A 14,380-nucleotide genomic window follows, 5' to 3' on the forward strand; every position below is an offset into this window, starting at 1 on the left:
CGTTGACTCTGCAGGTCATCGCTAGTAAGATGTTCAGCTGTTGCACTAGAACCAGTAATGAAGGGTTAACACATGTACGCAATCGTTACCACTGGTGGCAAGCAGTATAAGGTTGCCAAGGGCGACATCTTCGATGTCGAGAAGCTCGACGCGCAGCCTGGCGACAAGGTCAAGCTTGACGTCCTCATGCTTAATGATGGCAAGAAGACCGTCGTTGACGCTGCCACGCTCGCAAAGAAGAAGGTCACCTGCGAGGTGCTCGACCAGTACAAGGGCGAGAAGGTCCTCGTCTTCAAGCTCAAGAAGCGCAAGCGCTATCACCGCACCAAGGGACACCGTCAGAACCTGACGAAGCTCCAGGTCACCTCCATGCCGACCACCAGGACTGCCGCAAAGTCTGCCTCTACCGAGGAAGCCGCAGAGTAGTCTTCACAGTTTCAAGTCTTACGTAGAGAGCAGGTAACAGAATGGCTCACAAGAAAGGCCAGGGTACTTCCCGTAACGGTCGCGACTCCAACGCACAGCGCCTCGGCACCAAGATCTTTGGCGGCCAGGCCGTGAAGACCGGCCAGATCATCGTTCGCCAGCGTGGCACGCACATCACCCCGGGCGACAACGTCGGCCGCGGCAAGGACGACACCCTGTTCGCCCTCGCAGACGGCACCGTCGAGTTCGTTAAGGGCAAGAAGCACTACGTGCACGTCCGCACCGCCTAGTTGCGGCACAACAATGCGAATGACACCCTGGGCCCCTGGTCCGGGGTGTTTTTCTATCTTGGCGGACATGCGCGAGACCACGTCGAATGTCGGGTCAGGATGCCTTACCATTTGACACAGCCAAGGAGGTAGACAATGCCAACCAACACATTCACCGACGTATGCCGCATCAACGTGAAGGGCGGGGACGGCGGCGCGGGATGCATGTCGTTCCGCCGCGAGGCGCACGTGCCGAAGGGCGGGCCCGACGGCGGCGACGGCGGACGCGGCGGCGACGTGGTACTCGAGACCGACCCGCAGCTCTCGTCGCTCATCGACTACCGCTTCAAGCACCACTTCCGCGCCGAGAGGGGAACCCACGGCAAGGGCGCGCGCAAGCACGGCAAGGACGGGCAGGACCTCGTCCTGAAGGTGCCGCTGGGCACCGTGGTGCACGAGCTCGACCCCCAGACCATGGAGCCGCTCTACGACATCGCGGACCTCACGAAGGTGGGGCAGAGGGTCGTGGTGGCGCCGGGCGGCGTGGGAGGCCGCGGAAACATCCACTTCGTCACTTCCGTGCGCCGCGCGCCGGCGTTCGCCGAGAAGGGCGAGCCCTCCCAGGAGCACTGGATCGAGCTCGAGATGAAGCTCATGGCGGACGCGGCGCTCGTGGGCATGCCGTCCGTTGGCAAGAGCTCCATCATCGCGCGGATATCCGCCGCGCGCCCGAAGATCGCCGACTACCCGTTCACGACCCTTGTGCCGAACCTCGGCATGGTGCGTGCGAAGGACGGCTCGTCGTTCGTCGTCGCGGACGTCCCCGGACTAATCGAGGGAGCAAGCGAGGGTAAGGGCCTTGGGCACCAGTTCCTGCGCCACATAGAGCGCACGGCGCTCATCCTGCACGTCGTGGACGTGACGGGCGGCTACGAGGGCCGCGATCCCGTCGAGGACTACCGTGCCATCAACCACGAGCTGGACGCGTACGCCGCGGAGCTCGCGGAGCGCCCGCAGATCGTGGTCGCGAACAAGTGCGACATGCCCGGCGTGGAGGACGCCGTCAGGCGCCTGCGCGAGGAGGCCGAGAGGGACGGCCGCCCGTTCTTCTCGGTGTCCGCCGTGACGGGCAAGGGCATTGACGAGCTGGTGTCCAGGACCGCCGCCGAGGTGAGGGCCCTGAGGAGCGCCGTCGAGACGGAGGAGGACGCGGAGTCCAGCGTCGCGCTGAACCAGGGCGCGGAGCTGCTGCGCCGCCGCAGGGACGCCATGGTCTCCATCAAGAGCGAGTCCGCCGGGATCTGGCGCGTTTCCGGCGGAGCCGTGGAGCGCATGGTCATCCAGACGGACTGGGACAACGACGAGGCCATCGCCTACCTGCAGCACAGGTTCGACAGGATCGGCCTGGACGACAAGCTCGCCGCGGCCGGCTGCAGAAACGGGGACGAGGTCAGGATCCTGGGCTACAGCTTCACGTACGAGGGCCCGGAGGACGAGGACGACTTCGACGAGCTGGACGACGCGGACGACTCGATGCTCGCCGGGCTCGAGGACGGGGGCGCGCCCGAGGTCGAGGTCGTGGAAGTGCAGGCGGGGGAGTAGGGATGGAGAGCATCTTCGAGGCCCCCAACGTCGTCGTCGTGAAGGTGGGCTCGTCCACGCTGGTGGACGAGCTCGGACGCCCGGACCGCACGTTCATAGGGTCGCTGTGCGACCAGGCGGCAGACCTGCAGAAGCGGGGCTACCACGTAGTGATCGTGTCCTCGGGCGCCGTCGCGGCCGGCATGGAGAGGCTGGGCCTGGACGCGCGGCCGACCGACATGCCCGGTCGCCAGGCGTGCGCCGCGGCAGGACAGGCGGCGCTCACGGAGGTGTACGCGGAGCAGCTTGCGCGGCGCGGCGTGCCGTGCGGCCAGGTGCTCCTGACCCGCAGGGACCTGACTGACCGCGAGGGCTACCTGAACGCCCGGAACACGCTTGGCAGGATGCTGGAGCTGGGGGCCGTCCCCGTGGTGAACGAGAACGACACCGTGTCGTTCACGGAGTTCAACTTCGGCGACAACGACATGCTCGGCGCCATAGTCGCGGCGATGCTGAACGCGGACCTGTACGTGATCCTCTCGGACATCGACGGGCTGTACACCGCGAACCCCGCGAAGGACCCCACGGCGCGCCTCGTGCCGCGCGTCGAGGAGGTGACGCCACAGATATCCGCGATGGCCGGCGGGGCGGGCTCCGCCGTCGGAACGGGCGGCATGGCTTCGAAGGTGCGCGCGGCGCGCGCGATGATCGCTGCCGGCGTGCCCATGGTGGTGTGCCGCGGACGCGAGCACGACTCGTTCAGGCGCGTCGTCGAGGGAGAGGGGCTTGGCACCAGGTTCGAGGCGCCGGCGGGGGTCCAGCACGAGAGCGCCCGCAAGCTCTGGATAGGCCTCGCCGAGATGCCGCGCGGGTCCGTCGTCCTGGACGCGGGAGCGAGCCGGGCGATTCTGGAGCGCGGTGCGTCCGTGCTTCCCGTGGGCGTCACGGGCGTGGCGGGGCGCTTCTCGTCCGGCGACGTCGTGAACGTGGTCTCCGCGGACGGCGCGCTCCTGGGGCGCGGCATCACGCGCTACTCGTCCGAGGACATCGGGCGCGTGCACGGGCTCCGGCTCGACGTGATCGCGCGCTTCATGCCCGAGAAGGACGGCCAGCCCGTCATACACCGCGACGAGCTCCTGGTGTTCTAGGAGGTGCCAATGGGACTGAGCATCGACGAGATAGAGCGCGTGGCGGCGGACGTCGTGAGGCGCGGCGACCTGCCCATGCTGGGGCAGGAGCCGGGTCGCACGTACCGGCTTGGCGTGATGGGCGGCACGTTCGACCCCATCCACAACGGCCACCTGGTCGCGGCCGAGCAGGCGTTCGACGACCTGAGGCTGGACACCGTCGTGTTCATGCCGGCCGGGCGCCCCGCGTTCAAGCAGGACAAGCAGGTGTCCGCGGGCGAGGACCGCTATGCGATGACGCTGCTTGCGACGGCGGACAACCCGCACTTCCTGGCGAGCCGCTTCGAGGTGGACCGCCCGGGCATCACGTACACGGCCGACACGCTGGAGCGCCTGCGCGCCATATATCCGGAGAACGTGGAGATCTACTTCATCACCGGCGCCGACGCCATCGCGGACATCGTGCGCTGGCGCGACGCGGACCGCCTGAGTCGGCTCGCGCACCTTGTGGGCGCCACGCGGCCCGGCTACGACCTCACGCATGCGCAGCGGGCGATTGAGGACTCGGACATACGCTTCGACGTGACGTACCTCGAGGTGCCGGCGCTGGCGATATCGTCCAGCTACCTGCGCGAGCGCGTGCGCAACGGCCAGAGCCTCAGGTACCTGACTCCGGACGCCGTGACGGGGTACATACACAAGCACCAGCTGTACGGCGCAAGCCAGCTTGGCTATGGCTCCAAGCCAACGGAAGGTCGTGAGTAGCCAGATGAGAAGGGCGGAATACACAAAGGGCCAGCTTGCCTTGATCGGCAGGCTCGAGTCGGACCTGACGGACCGCATGAGCGCGGTGAAGCCGCGTCGCCTTGCGCACTCGCTCTCCGTCGCACGCTGCGCGGAGTCTCTGGCGCTGCGCTACTACGTGGACCCGTTTGACGCGCGCGTCGCCGGCATCCTGCACGACTGGGACAAGGTGGTGCCGGATGACGAGCTCGTGCGGCGTGCGCGCGAGCTGGGCATCGACTTCGGGGTCGACCTTGACCTGGTGAGGCCGCTGCTCCACGGCGTCGTGGCCGCGCGCGAGCTGCCGGGGCTCTACCCGGAGCTTGCGCCGGAGGTGTTCCAGGCGATCGCGCGTCACACGACGGCCGCCGTGGACATGACGCCCCTGGACGAGGTGGTGTTCGTGGCGGACGGCATCGAGCCCCTGCGCACGGGGAGCATAGGCATCCAGCAGACGCGTGACATGGTGGGCAGGGCCTCCCTGGACGACGTGTTCTGGAACTCGTTCTGCGCAGGGATCGAGTACGTGGTGGAGACCAGGCGCTACCTGTATCCGGGTACGCTTGACATATACAACGAGCTCGCCCTCAGGAGGGCGGGGGCCGGGACGAACGCCCCGGCCGGAAGGTAGGCAACATGACGGTTACATCGCTCGAGCTTGCGAAGGCGGCCGCGACCGCCGCGGACGACAAGAAGGCCACTGACATCGTGCTTCTGGACCTGACGCACGCGACGGACGTGTGCGACTACTTCCTCATCTGCACGGTCCAGAACAACCCCCAGCTGGACGCGGTGACCGAGGAGGTCAAGAGGCGCCTGGCCGCCGAGTGCGGCGAGAAGCCCGTGTCCACGGAGGGCCGCGCCGGCTCGTCCTGGGTGCTCATGGACTACGGCGCGCTCGTGGTGCACGTGTTCAAGCCGGAGGCCCGCGACTACTACCGCCTGGAGCACCTGTGGGGCGACGCCCCGCGCGTGGAGCTGGGCCTGGAGGGAGAGGCGCCCGCGAACGCCTAGTCGTCGTCCTTGTTCATGGGGGCCGTGTCGGAGGCGGACTCCCTCAGCCTGAGCTCGGACCCAAGGCTGAGCGACCCCTTCCCAAAGCGCGAGCGCACCTCGTCCGCCGCGACGGAGAGCGCCCTGAGGTCACGGTGCCTTCCCGGTGCCGTGGCCTCGTCCTTCTCGCCCGCGTCGGGCGAGAAGAGCTCGAGCTGCCGCTGGCGGGGCGCCCCGGGGCCAAAGCCGCTCACGCCCACGCCCACCAGGCGGACGGGCGTGCCCTCGCGCCAGACGTCGTCAAGCAGGCGCAGCGCCTGCGCGCCAAAGACGTGCTCGTCGTCCGTGGGGGCATCGAGCTGGCGCTGCGCGGTGCGCGTCTTGTCGTACGAGAACTTCAGCTTCAGCGTCACCTGGTGGCCGCGCAGCCCCTTCGACCTCAGGCGCGTGCCCACCATCTGGCTCACCATGCGCACGGCGGCGGCCACGTCCTCGCGCGTCGTGAGGTCGCGCGCGAACGTGCGCTCGTTCGACACGGACTTCGCGGCCTCCGGCTTGGCGCGCTCGCGCACGCGCGACACCTCGCGTCCCGCCGCGCGCGTAACCAGGCTGGGCCCCGCGACGCCGAACGCGCGGCGCATGCGCTCCGGGTCCTGCCTCGCGAGCTGCCCCAGCGTGGCGATGCCCATCTGGCGCAGCCGCGCCTCCGTCGCCCTGCCGACGCCGCTCATGGCGGAGACGGGCAGCGGCGCCAGGAACGCACCCTCCGTCCCGGGGAGCACGACGGTCATGCCGCGCGGCTTCTGGCGCTCGGACGCGATCTTCGCGACGGTCTTGCTGGTGCCGAGGCCTATGGAGCAGGTGACGCCCAGCTCGGCTACGCGGCCCTGGACGCGCCGGCAGATGGCGATGGGGCTCTCGCGCGAGAAGCGCCCGGGCGTCACGTCGAAGAACGCCTCGTCGATCGACACCTGCTCCACGAGCGGCGTCTCGTCCAGGATCGCCTGCATCACCTGCGCGGACACCTGGCGGTAGCGGTCGTAGTGGCCCTGCGTCCAGATGGCCTCGGGACACAGCCGCCTCGCCTGGTACGAGGGCATGGCGGAGTGCACGCCAAAGCGCCTCGCCTCGTACGACGCGGTCGAGACGACGCCGCGACGCTCCGGCGAGCCCCCCACGATGAGCGGCTTGCCGCGCCACTCCGGGTGGTCGAGCTGCTCCACGGACGCGAAGAACGCGTCGAGGTCGAGCAGGCCTATGGCAGGCCCCGACCACTCTGTGATGGATGCCGCCACCGCGCCTCCCTCCCGCTGCGCCGCGTCCCCGCACGGCGATGCCCGTAGCAGAACACCTTTCCGCAGATTATAGGCCACGGCCCGGCCATCGCCTAAGAGGGGAGGTAGCCGGGCCGTGGTGCGCGCGGGCGAGAGGGACGGCGGTGCTCGCTAGAGGGTCACCGTGAACGTGGTCCCGTCCTTCTCGTCGCTCGTGCACTGGATGGAGCCGCCGTGCGCGTCGACGGTGGACTTCGCGATCGCGAGGCCCAGGCCGAAGCCGCCGGCGCCGTCGTCGCGTGTGCGTGCCTTGTCGGAGCGGTAGAACCGCTCGAACACGTGCGGCAGGTCCTCAGCGGGGATCGCGGGACCCTGGTTGTTCACCGTCAGGCGGCACCCCTTGCCCCGGCGCTCGAGCGTCACCTTGACGGTGGTGCCGACGGCGGCGTACTTCACGGCGTTGTCGATAAGGATGCGGACCATGTGGCGCAGCCAGTCCGCGTCGCCCTGCACGTGCACGTCCTCCGCGACGGAATCCTCCACGGACGTGCCGCGCTCGAAGGCGACGGCGTCGAACTCGAGGGCCGCGGAGCTCACGATGTCCGAGAGGTCGACGTCGGCGCGCTTCAGGATGCCCGCGGTGCCGGCGACGCTCTCGTCGGCGCGGGCGAGCTGCAGCAGGTCGTTCACGAGCGTCTTCATGTGGCCGGCCTCCTCGGCCGTGCTGTCCACCCAGCGCCTGCTGTCCGCGGGGAGGTCCTCGTCGCGCTGGAGGATCTGCGTGTTCGCAAGGATGACGGCAAGCGGCGTCTTCAGCTCGTGCGACGCGTCCGAAACGAAGCGACGCTGCTGGTCCCACGCGCGCCTGACGGGCCCGAGCGCCCAGTCCGCGAGCTTCCACGAGATGGCGAACAGCACGAGGATGCCCACGGCGACGATCTCGACGTTGCGCACGATGGCGTTGTGGAACGTGTCGTCCACGGCGGTCGTGTCCACGATGGCGATGCGGGTCGTGCCGGAGCTCGTGGTGGTGGACTTCCACGACACGTGGTACTCGGGGAGCCTTCCATGGTTCGCCTGCGCCTCGAGCGCCTGCTCCACCACCTTCTCGAGCACGGGGCCGTTAATGCTCACGTTGTCGTCGCTCGACTCGAGGACGACGCCGCTCTGCGATATCTCGACGGTGAGGGCGAGCATGTTGGAGTTGTGCCTAGTGCCGGGAGCGTCCTTTCGCGTGGAGCCGATGACGGGTACGGCCTCGGTTGATCCCTCGAGGTTACGATTGAGGGCGCCCGCGATGAGGTCCTGCTGGTTGACGTAGGTGGAGTAGAGCGACATCCCAAGGACGCTCGCGAGGACGAGCCCCGCGAGCGTCGTGACGATGGCGACGAACTTCCTCTTGAGCTTCTTGAGCATGGCGCACCGACGCTACTCTTGGACGTCGAACGCCTCGAGGCGGTAGCCGAGCATGCGCAGCGTCGTGATCTGCACCTTGGAGCGCACGTGCGTGATCTTCTTCCGCAGGAACGATATGTACGCCTCCACGGAGTTCTCGGACGCGTCGGCGTCGGCGCCCCACACGCGGGTGAGGAGGTCCTGCTTCGACACGACGCGCGCGTTCGAGCTCATGAGCATCTTCAGGACCTCGAACTCCTTGCCCGAGAGATGCACTTCTCGCCCGTCGCACGAGAGGTCGTGCGTCTCGAGGTCGAGCGTGAGGTCCGCGAAGGTCACGGTGTCGATCACGACGTCGCCCTGCCTGCGCGTGAGGGCGCGGAGGCGTGCGAGGAGCTCGGGCGCCTCGAACGGCTTCGTCATGTAGTCGTCCGCGCCGGCGTCGAGGCCCTCGACCTTGTCAGAAGTGGACGTGCGGGCCGTGAGCATGAGCACGGGGATGGAGTTGCCCTGGTGGCGAAGCTCGCGCACGATCTGGATGCCGTCTGTGCCGGGAAGCATGACGTCCATGATGACGGCATCGTACAGGCCGCTCTCCGCGGAGTTGAGGCCGGCGTTCCCGTCGTACACGGCCTCGCAGTTGAATCCGGCATCGGACACGATGCGAACGATGGCATCGGCAAGGTTCCTCTCGTCCTCCACGACAAGTATGTTCATGGGGCCTCCTTGGGTTTCTGAAATCGTGTTTATTGGTGCAATATAGCGAGCGATACTTAAGGCCGCCTTAAATAGCGTTCCCCGTCAAAAGCACTGCACATTTGCCGTGCAAGGTTCACAAAAACGACACCTTGATACACGTGGGCGGTGTCGTAGAATATAAAGTCGCTAATTGCGGCTATGCGGCGCACAAACTCATCTGACCCCGGCGCCGCGAATGTAAAGGAGTTTAGTTTTGGCAGTTAAGATTCGTCTCGCCCGTCACGGTGCAAAGAAGCGTCCGTACTACCGCGTCGTCGTCGCCGACGGCCGCATGCCCCGCGATGGTCGTTACATCGAGCTCGTTGGTCGCTACAACCCGCTGACCACCCCGAAGACCATCGACCTCGACCTCGAGAAGATCGACGAGTGGGTCGCCAAGGGCGCCCAGCCCAGCAACGCCGTCGCTCACCTGATTGACATCGCCCGCAGCGACGCTCCCGCTCCCGAGAAGAAGCAGAAGCTCTCCAAGAAGGCTGCCGCCAAGGCCGCTGCTGCCGCCGAGGACGCGGAGTAGCCATCGTGTCCGAGGAAATCGCGGACGTCGTGGATTCCCTGGACCAGCTCTCTGACGACTCTGAGGAACTTGCCTCCGACAAGGTGGCAGACCTGGTTGAGTACATCGTCTGCGGACTCGTGACCAACGAGGACGCCGTCTCGCTGGACGTTACGGACAGCGAGGGAGCAGCGCTCATCGAGGTCTCCTGTGCCGAGGAGGATGCCGGAAGGATTATCGGCAGGAGGGGCCGCACCATCAAGGCCATCCGCACGCTCGCGCGTGCGCTCGGCTCCAGGGTGGGCACCTCCGTAGAGGTTGAGGTTCTAGGCTAGACGTCTCGTGCGTAACGAATACAGAGCCATAGCCCGTGTGGTAAAGACCCACGGGAGGAAAGGGGAGGTCGTGACGGTTCCCGTCCACGGCCTTCCCTCGCTTATGCGCAAGGGCCTTGAGGTCGCGGTCGTGCCGCCGCCGCTGAAGGGCCCCCGCGTGCGCATCGTCGCGTCCGCCGACGACGGGGACAGGGGCCAGCTGGTCCGCCTCGCCGGCGTCGGCGACTTGGACGCCGCGTCGTCGCTCGTGGGCAAGGCGTTGCTGGCCCGTGTGGACGACCTGCCCGAGGGGTTCGAGTACCACGATGCCGACTGGCTCGTGGGAAGGGCCGTCGTGGACGAGAAGATCGGCCCCCTGGGCAGGATAGAGGAGGTCATGGTGGGCCCGGCGAACGACGTCTGGTCGATCATGGGCCCCTTCGGGGAGGTCATGCTCCCCGTGGTGGACGAGTTCGTCCTCGGGACGGACGACGACGGCGCCATCCACGTGAGCGCGCCGGACGGACTGGTCGATGCGGAGGGATAGGATGAGGTTCGAGACGCTCTCGGTGTTCCCGCAGGTCTTCGCACCCTACCTGAACGAGTCGATCATGGGTCGCGCGCAGCGCAAGGGGATACTCGACTTCGCGGCGTACGACCTCAGGCACTGGACCCATGACCGCCACAACACCGTGGACGACGCGCCGTTCGGCGGCGGGCAGGGCATGCTCATGAAGCCGGCCCCGATCTTCGAGGCGGTGCGCGACATCGCCTCGAGGGGGGGCGCCAGGCCGCACGTCGTGTTCTTCTCGCCCTGCGGAAGGCGCTACGACGAGGCGTGCGCACGACGCCTTTCCACGCTCGACCGCGTGCTTCTGGTGTGCGGCCGCTACGAGGGCATGGACGAGCGCGCCTACGAGCTCGCGGACGAGGTGTTCTCGCTCGGCGACTACGTGCTCACCGGCGGGGAGCTCGCGGCGCTCGTGGTGATCGACTCCGTCGTGAGGCTGCTTCCGGGCGCCCTGGGGGACGAGAAGAGCGCGGAGGACGAGTCGTTCAGCGACGGCCTGCTGGAGTACGCGCAATACACGCGCCCGGCGGACTTCGAGGGAAGGCGCGTCCCGGACGTGCTGCTCTCAGGCGACCACGGCGCCGTGGACGCGTGGCGCAGGCGCAGCTCGATTGAGCGCACGGCCCGCTGGAGGCCGGACCTGCTGGACGGAGCGACCCTGACCGAAGAGGAGCGCGCGTTCGCCCGCGAGGCGGCGCGGCGCGAGGAGGGTGAGTGCGATGCCTGAGGAAGAGGAAGCCCAAAAGGGCAGGCGCCTTCCCGCCTGGCTCGACTGGGTCATCACGATCGCCGTTGGCGTGACGCTCGCGCTTCTGGTGCGCACGTTCGTGGCCGAGGTGTACATCGTGCCGTCCGGCTCGATGCTCGAGACCATCCAGGAGGGGGACCGCCTGGTGGGCGAGAAGGTCAGCTACCGCGGCTCGACGCCCAAGCGAGGGGACGTGGTGACGTTCGACGACCCGGAGAAGCCGGGGACGACGCTCATCAAGCGGGTCATCGCGACGGGCGGCCAGACCGTGGACCTGAGGGACGGCCACGTGTACGTGGACGGGAGGAAGCTGGACGAGCCGTACGTGCTTGACAAGCCCACCTACCCGCTCGAACAGCAATCTAGCATCCTGAGCGAGGCGATAGCCTACCCGTACAAGGTGCCGGACGGCTGCATCTGGGTCATGGGCGACAACCGGACGAACTCGCTCGACTCAAGGTACTTTGGGCCCGTGAGCACAAGTAAGGTATCCTCGAGGGCGCTGTTCATTTTCTGGCCGATAGGTGACGCGCGCGGGCTGTAGCCGCCGCGCCGGAAGACATACGATGGGAGCTTATAGGGACATGAGCGACAAGCCGCTTACGTTTCAGGAGATCATCCTGACGCTTGATAAGTACTGGGCGGAGCAGGGCTGCACCGTCATGCAGCCGTACGACAGCGAGGTCGGTGCGGGCACGTTCCACACGGCAACGCTGCTGCGCTCCCTGGGACCCGCCGCCTGGCGCACCTGCTACCCGCAGCCGTGCCGCCGCCCGGCGGACGGCCGCTACGGCGACAACCCCAACCGCCTGCAGCACTACTACCAGTTCCAGGTGCTGCTGAAGCCGTCCCCCGTGGACTCCCAGGACCTGTACCTGGGCTCGCTCGCGGCCATCGGCCTCGACCCCAACGACCACGACGTGCGCTTCGTCGAGGACGACTGGGAGTCGCCCACGCTCGGTGCGTGGGGCCTTGGCTGGGAGGTGTGGCTCAACGGCATGGAGGTTACGCAGTTCACGTACTTCCAGCAGGTGGGCGGCCTGGAGGTCGATCCCGTTCCCGTCGAGATCACCTACGGCCTCGAGCGCATCGCCATGTACGCCCAGGGCGTGAACTCCGTGTACGACCTCGTGTGGAGCTACCTGCCCGACGGCACGCCCATGACGTACGGCGACGTGTTCCACGAGAACGAGTTCGAGTTCTCCACGTATAACTTCGAGGTCGCGAACGTCGACATGATGCGCCAGAAGTTCGACGACTACGAGAGGGAGTGCCATGCCTGCCTGGACCGCAAGCTGCCGCTTCCCGCGTACGACTGCGTCATGAAGTGCTCGCACGCGTTCAATCTGCTCGACTCCCGCGGCGCGATCTCCGCGACGGAGAGGGCCAACTACATCCTCCGCGTCCGCACCATCGCCAAGGCCTGCTGCGAGGCCTACCTCGAGCTGGTGGCGTCCAAGACCGACGCGGACAACAAGAAGGGGGAGGTGGCCTAAATGGCAGACACCTTGGATTTCCTGCTTGAGGTCGGCACGGAGGAGATGCCGTCCGCCCCGCTCATCCACGCCATCAAGCAGTTCGGCGAGCTCGTCCGCGCAGGCCTTGACGAGGCCGGGCTCGAGCACGGCGAGGTCACTCCCATGAGTACCCCGCGCCGCCTGACCGTCCTGGTGAAAGACGTCGCAACCTCCACGAAGGAGGTCCACGAGGTCAAGCGCGGCCCCGCGGCAAGCATCGCGTTCGACGCGGACGGCAACCCCACGAAGGCGGCCGCCGGCTTCGCGCGCAAGTTCGGGCTCGACGCCACGGAGCTCGTGCGCAAGCAGGACGCCGACGGCAGGGAGTACGTCTTCGCCGAGAAGAACGTGCCCTCCAGGCCGGCGGTCCCCATCCTGACCGAGCTCTCCCAGAACTCCATCGCATCCCTCGAGTGGCCGAACTACCGCAGCCAGCGCTGGGGGTCCGAGCACGCGACGTTCGTGCGCCCCATCCGCTGGATCTGCGCGCTTCTGGGCGAGGAGGTCGTGCCCGTGACGTACGCGGACGTCACGTCCTCCAACGTCACGCGGGGGCATCGCGTGCTTGGTCCCGGCGAGCACGTGGTGAAGGACCCGGCGAGCTACGTCGACGTGTGCCGCGAGGCGGGCGTGCTCTTCGAGGACGAGCGCCGCAAGGTCATCCGCGACGGCATCGCCCAGGTCGAGGCGGAGCGCGGCGGCGCGCACGTGGACACGCCGAAGCGCATCTTCGACGAGGTGGTGAACCTCACGGAGTACCCGACGGTCCTCGTGGGCAAGTTCGACGAGGAGTTCCTTGACGTCCCGAACGAGATCATCTGCGACTCGATGCTCTCGAACCAGCGCTACTTCCCGGTGTACGACGCGACGGGTGCCCTCACGCGCGAGTTCGTCGTCGTTTCCAACAGCGCGCGTCGCAACAACGAGCGCGTCATCGACGGCAACGAGCGCGTCGTGCGCGCCCGCCTGGACGATGCGAAGTTCTTCTACGAGGAGGACCTGAAGAGGCCGCTCGAGGACTACGTCCAGAAGCTCAAGGACGTCGTGTTCCAGGAGAAGCTCGGCACCGTGTACCAGAAGGCGCTGCGCATGCAGGAGGTCGCCCCCGAGGTCGCGACCCAGGCCGGCTGCGACGCCGCGACGGTGTCCAACGCCGCCCGCGCGGCACTTCTCGCCAAGGCGGACCTCGTGACGCAGGCCGTCGTGGAGTTCACGAGCCAGCAGGGCGTCATGGGCGGCTACTACGCGAAGGCGTCCGGCGAGCCCGACGAGGTCGCGGAGGCCATCCGCGACCACTACCGCCCGCGCTTCGCGGGTGACGAGCTGCCGTCCGGCGTCGTCGGCAAGTGCGTCGCGATCGCGGACAAGCTCGACACCGTCTGCGGCATCTTCGCGATCGACGAGCCGCCCACCGGCTCATCCGACCCGTTCGCCGTGCGCCGCTCCGCCATCGGCATCATCTCGATGCTGCGCACGCTGCCGTCCGTCTCGCTGAAGTCGATCATCGCAAAGTCGCTGGACGCGTATGCAAGCCAGGGCCTCGAGTTCGACCGCGACAAGGTTCAGGCGCAGGTCGAGAAGTTCTTCGCCGGCCGCCTGAGCACGATCGCGAAGGACGAGAAGATCTCGCCCGACACGATTGAGGCGGTCTCGAGCGTGGGCGTCATCGACCCCGAGGAGTTCCTGGAGCGCGCGCATGCGCTCGAGGACGCCAGGCGCGACCAGCCGGAGCTCTTCGACGACCTCGCGACCGCCTACGCCCGCGCCGCGCACCTCGGCGACGCGAAGCTCGGCGTCGAGGTGGACGAGTCCGTCATGGGTGACGCCGAGAAGGCCCTTCTGGACGCGTGCCAGAAAGGTAGCGAAAACGTGGAGAAGGCGCTTGGCGAGGCGGACTACAGGGGCGCCTGCAAGGCTCTCGCCGAACTAAGGGAGCCAATCGACCGTTTCTTTGATGACGTGCTCGTCATGGACGAGGACACTGTAGTAAGGGAGAACCGACTTAGGTTGCTGAATCGTTTCGCATCGGTGTTCAGCGGCGTCGCGAACATTGGCGTCCTCTCGAAGAAGAAGTAGGATTGGCCGTGAGTTAGGTCGTAACGCAGGGGCCGTGCCCCTTGGCTTGGAGGT

17 protein-coding genes are annotated in these 14,380 nt (G+C 67.2%); 14 read left to right on the top strand and 3 right to left on the bottom strand.

Going from position 1 to position 14,380, the window contains the following annotated elements; genetic code table 11:
- Nucleotides 1–72 precede the first annotated feature (72 nt).
- The 7 genes from rplU (at nucleotide 73) to rsfS (ending at nucleotide 5,200) form a co-directional block, all read left to right on the top strand.
- On the top strand, nucleotides 73–426 hold the full coding sequence (gene rplU, locus ACTQWE_RS02290; RefSeq protein WP_170104080.1) for a 50S ribosomal protein L21: 354 nt from the start codon (nucleotides 73–75) through the stop codon (nucleotides 424–426).
- A 41-nt stretch (nucleotides 427–467) separates the two neighbouring features.
- Nucleotides 468–716 (top strand): 50S ribosomal protein L27, encoded by a 249-nt coding sequence (gene rpmA / locus ACTQWE_RS02295; protein WP_090846519.1) that lies wholly within the window; start codon nucleotides 468–470, stop codon nucleotides 714–716.
- Nucleotides 717–851: 135 nt separating this feature from the next.
- Nucleotides 852–2,297, top strand: coding sequence for a GTPase ObgE (obgE, locus tag ACTQWE_RS02300; protein WP_441855400.1), 1,446 nt, complete (start codon nucleotides 852–854; stop codon nucleotides 2,295–2,297).
- A gap of 2 nt (nucleotides 2,298–2,299) precedes the next feature.
- Nucleotides 2,300–3,424, top strand: a complete 1,125-nt coding sequence (gene proB / locus ACTQWE_RS02305) for a glutamate 5-kinase (protein ID WP_441855399.1) — start codon at nucleotides 2,300–2,302, stop codon at nucleotides 3,422–3,424.
- Nucleotides 3,425–3,433: 9 nt separating this feature from the next.
- Nucleotides 3,434–4,168, top strand: a complete 735-nt coding sequence (gene nadD / locus ACTQWE_RS02310) for a nicotinate-nucleotide adenylyltransferase (RefSeq protein WP_170104085.1) — start codon at nucleotides 3,434–3,436, stop codon at nucleotides 4,166–4,168.
- Nucleotides 4,169–4,172: 4 nt separating this feature from the next.
- Nucleotides 4,173–4,817: a bis(5'-nucleosyl)-tetraphosphatase (symmetrical) YqeK gene (gene yqeK / locus ACTQWE_RS02315; RefSeq protein ID WP_441921228.1), complete on the top strand. Its 645-nt coding sequence runs from the start codon at nucleotides 4,173–4,175 to the stop codon at nucleotides 4,815–4,817.
- A gap of 5 nt (nucleotides 4,818–4,822) precedes the next feature.
- Complete coding sequence (rsfS, locus tag ACTQWE_RS02320) at nucleotides 4,823–5,200, top strand: ribosome silencing factor (protein ID WP_441855397.1); 378 nt, start codon at nucleotides 4,823–4,825, stop codon at nucleotides 5,198–5,200.
- On the opposite strand, the gene dinB is transcribed toward rsfS, so the two are convergent.
- From dinB to ACTQWE_RS02335, 3 genes are all read right to left on the bottom strand, one after another.
- Nucleotides 5,197–6,474 carry a DNA polymerase IV gene (gene dinB, locus ACTQWE_RS02325; RefSeq protein ID WP_170104091.1) on the bottom strand — a complete coding sequence of 426 codons (1,278 nt, stop codon included), beginning with the start codon at nucleotides 6,472–6,474 and terminating at the stop codon, nucleotides 5,197–5,199. The genes rsfS and dinB overlap by 4 nt on opposite strands.
- Before the next feature lie 150 nt (nucleotides 6,475–6,624).
- A complete protein-coding gene (locus ACTQWE_RS02330; RefSeq protein WP_441855394.1) occupies nucleotides 6,625–7,869 on the bottom strand; it encodes a sensor histidine kinase in 1,245 nt (414 codons plus the stop codon).
- 12 nt (nucleotides 7,870–7,881) lie between these two features.
- The gene (locus tag ACTQWE_RS02335; RefSeq protein WP_170104095.1) at nucleotides 7,882–8,565 is read right to left on the bottom strand and encodes a response regulator transcription factor; all 684 of its coding nucleotides are present in this window, start codon (nucleotides 8,563–8,565) and stop codon (nucleotides 7,882–7,884) included.
- 235 nt (nucleotides 8,566–8,800) lie between these two features.
- Between ACTQWE_RS02335 and rpsP the strand changes: the two genes are divergently transcribed.
- From rpsP to glyS, 7 genes are read left to right on the top strand one after another with little or no spacing between them, the layout of a single operon-like run.
- Nucleotides 8,801–9,121 carry a 30S ribosomal protein S16 gene (gene rpsP, locus ACTQWE_RS02340; protein ID WP_090862125.1) on the top strand — a complete coding sequence of 107 codons (321 nt, stop codon included), beginning with the start codon at nucleotides 8,801–8,803 and terminating at the stop codon, nucleotides 9,119–9,121.
- 5 nt (nucleotides 9,122–9,126) lie between these two features.
- A complete protein-coding gene (locus ACTQWE_RS02345; protein WP_090846502.1) occupies nucleotides 9,127–9,435 on the top strand; it encodes a KH domain-containing protein in 309 nt (102 codons plus the stop codon).
- Between the two features lie 37 nt (nucleotides 9,436–9,472).
- Nucleotides 9,473–9,961 (top strand): ribosome maturation factor RimM, encoded by a 489-nt coding sequence (locus ACTQWE_RS02350; RefSeq protein WP_441921230.1) that lies wholly within the window; start codon nucleotides 9,473–9,475, stop codon nucleotides 9,959–9,961.
- Between the two features lies 1 nt (nucleotide 9,962).
- Nucleotides 9,963–10,712, top strand: coding sequence for a tRNA (guanosine(37)-N1)-methyltransferase TrmD (gene trmD / locus ACTQWE_RS02355; RefSeq protein WP_441855392.1), 750 nt, complete (start codon nucleotides 9,963–9,965; stop codon nucleotides 10,710–10,712).
- Nucleotides 10,705–11,277 (top strand): signal peptidase I, encoded by a 573-nt coding sequence (gene lepB, locus ACTQWE_RS02360; RefSeq protein WP_170104100.1) that lies wholly within the window; start codon nucleotides 10,705–10,707, stop codon nucleotides 11,275–11,277. The genes trmD and lepB overlap by 8 nt, the downstream gene beginning before the upstream one ends.
- 40 nt (nucleotides 11,278–11,317) lie before the next feature.
- Nucleotides 11,318–12,229, top strand: a complete 912-nt coding sequence (locus tag ACTQWE_RS02365) for a glycine--tRNA ligase subunit alpha (RefSeq protein ID WP_090862119.1) — start codon at nucleotides 11,318–11,320, stop codon at nucleotides 12,227–12,229.
- Nucleotides 12,230–14,326: a glycine--tRNA ligase subunit beta gene (gene glyS, locus ACTQWE_RS02370; protein WP_441855389.1), complete on the top strand. Its 2,097-nt coding sequence runs from the start codon at nucleotides 12,230–12,232 to the stop codon at nucleotides 14,324–14,326. It begins immediately after the preceding gene.
- Nucleotides 14,327–14,380: the final 54 nt, after the last annotated feature.

This window comes from Parafannyhessea sp. LCP19S3_B1 (assembly GCF_052121955.1).
GTDB lineage: Bacteria > Actinomycetota > Coriobacteriia > Coriobacteriales > Atopobiaceae > Parafannyhessea.

Coding starts and splice junctions, on each gene's coding strand:
- rplU (WP_170104080.1), top strand. CDS start 73: ATGTACGCAATCGTTACCACTGGTGGCAAGCAGTATAAGGTTGCCAAG.
- rpmA (WP_090846519.1), top strand. CDS start 468: ATGGCTCACAAGAAAGGCCAGGGTACTTCCCGTAACGGTCGCGACTCC.
- obgE (WP_441855400.1), top strand. CDS start 852: ATGCCAACCAACACATTCACCGACGTATGCCGCATCAACGTGAAGGGC.
- proB (WP_441855399.1), top strand. CDS start 2,300: ATGGAGAGCATCTTCGAGGCCCCCAACGTCGTCGTCGTGAAGGTGGGC.
- nadD (WP_170104085.1), top strand. CDS start 3,434: ATGGGACTGAGCATCGACGAGATAGAGCGCGTGGCGGCGGACGTCGTG.
- yqeK (WP_441921228.1), top strand. CDS start 4,173: ATGAGAAGGGCGGAATACACAAAGGGCCAGCTTGCCTTGATCGGCAGG.
- rsfS (WP_441855397.1), top strand. CDS start 4,823: ATGACGGTTACATCGCTCGAGCTTGCGAAGGCGGCCGCGACCGCCGCG.
- ACTQWE_RS02330 (WP_441855394.1), bottom strand. CDS start 7,869: ATGCTCAAGAAGCTCAAGAGGAAGTTCGTCGCCATCGTCACGACGCTC.
- ACTQWE_RS02335 (WP_170104095.1), bottom strand. CDS start 8,565: ATGAACATACTTGTCGTGGAGGACGAGAGGAACCTTGCCGATGCCATC.
- trmD (WP_441855392.1), top strand. CDS start 9,963: ATGAGGTTCGAGACGCTCTCGGTGTTCCCGCAGGTCTTCGCACCCTAC.
- lepB (WP_170104100.1), top strand. CDS start 10,705: ATGCCTGAGGAAGAGGAAGCCCAAAAGGGCAGGCGCCTTCCCGCCTGG.
- ACTQWE_RS02365 (WP_090862119.1), top strand. CDS start 11,318: ATGAGCGACAAGCCGCTTACGTTTCAGGAGATCATCCTGACGCTTGAT.
- glyS (WP_441855389.1), top strand. CDS start 12,230: ATGGCAGACACCTTGGATTTCCTGCTTGAGGTCGGCACGGAGGAGATG.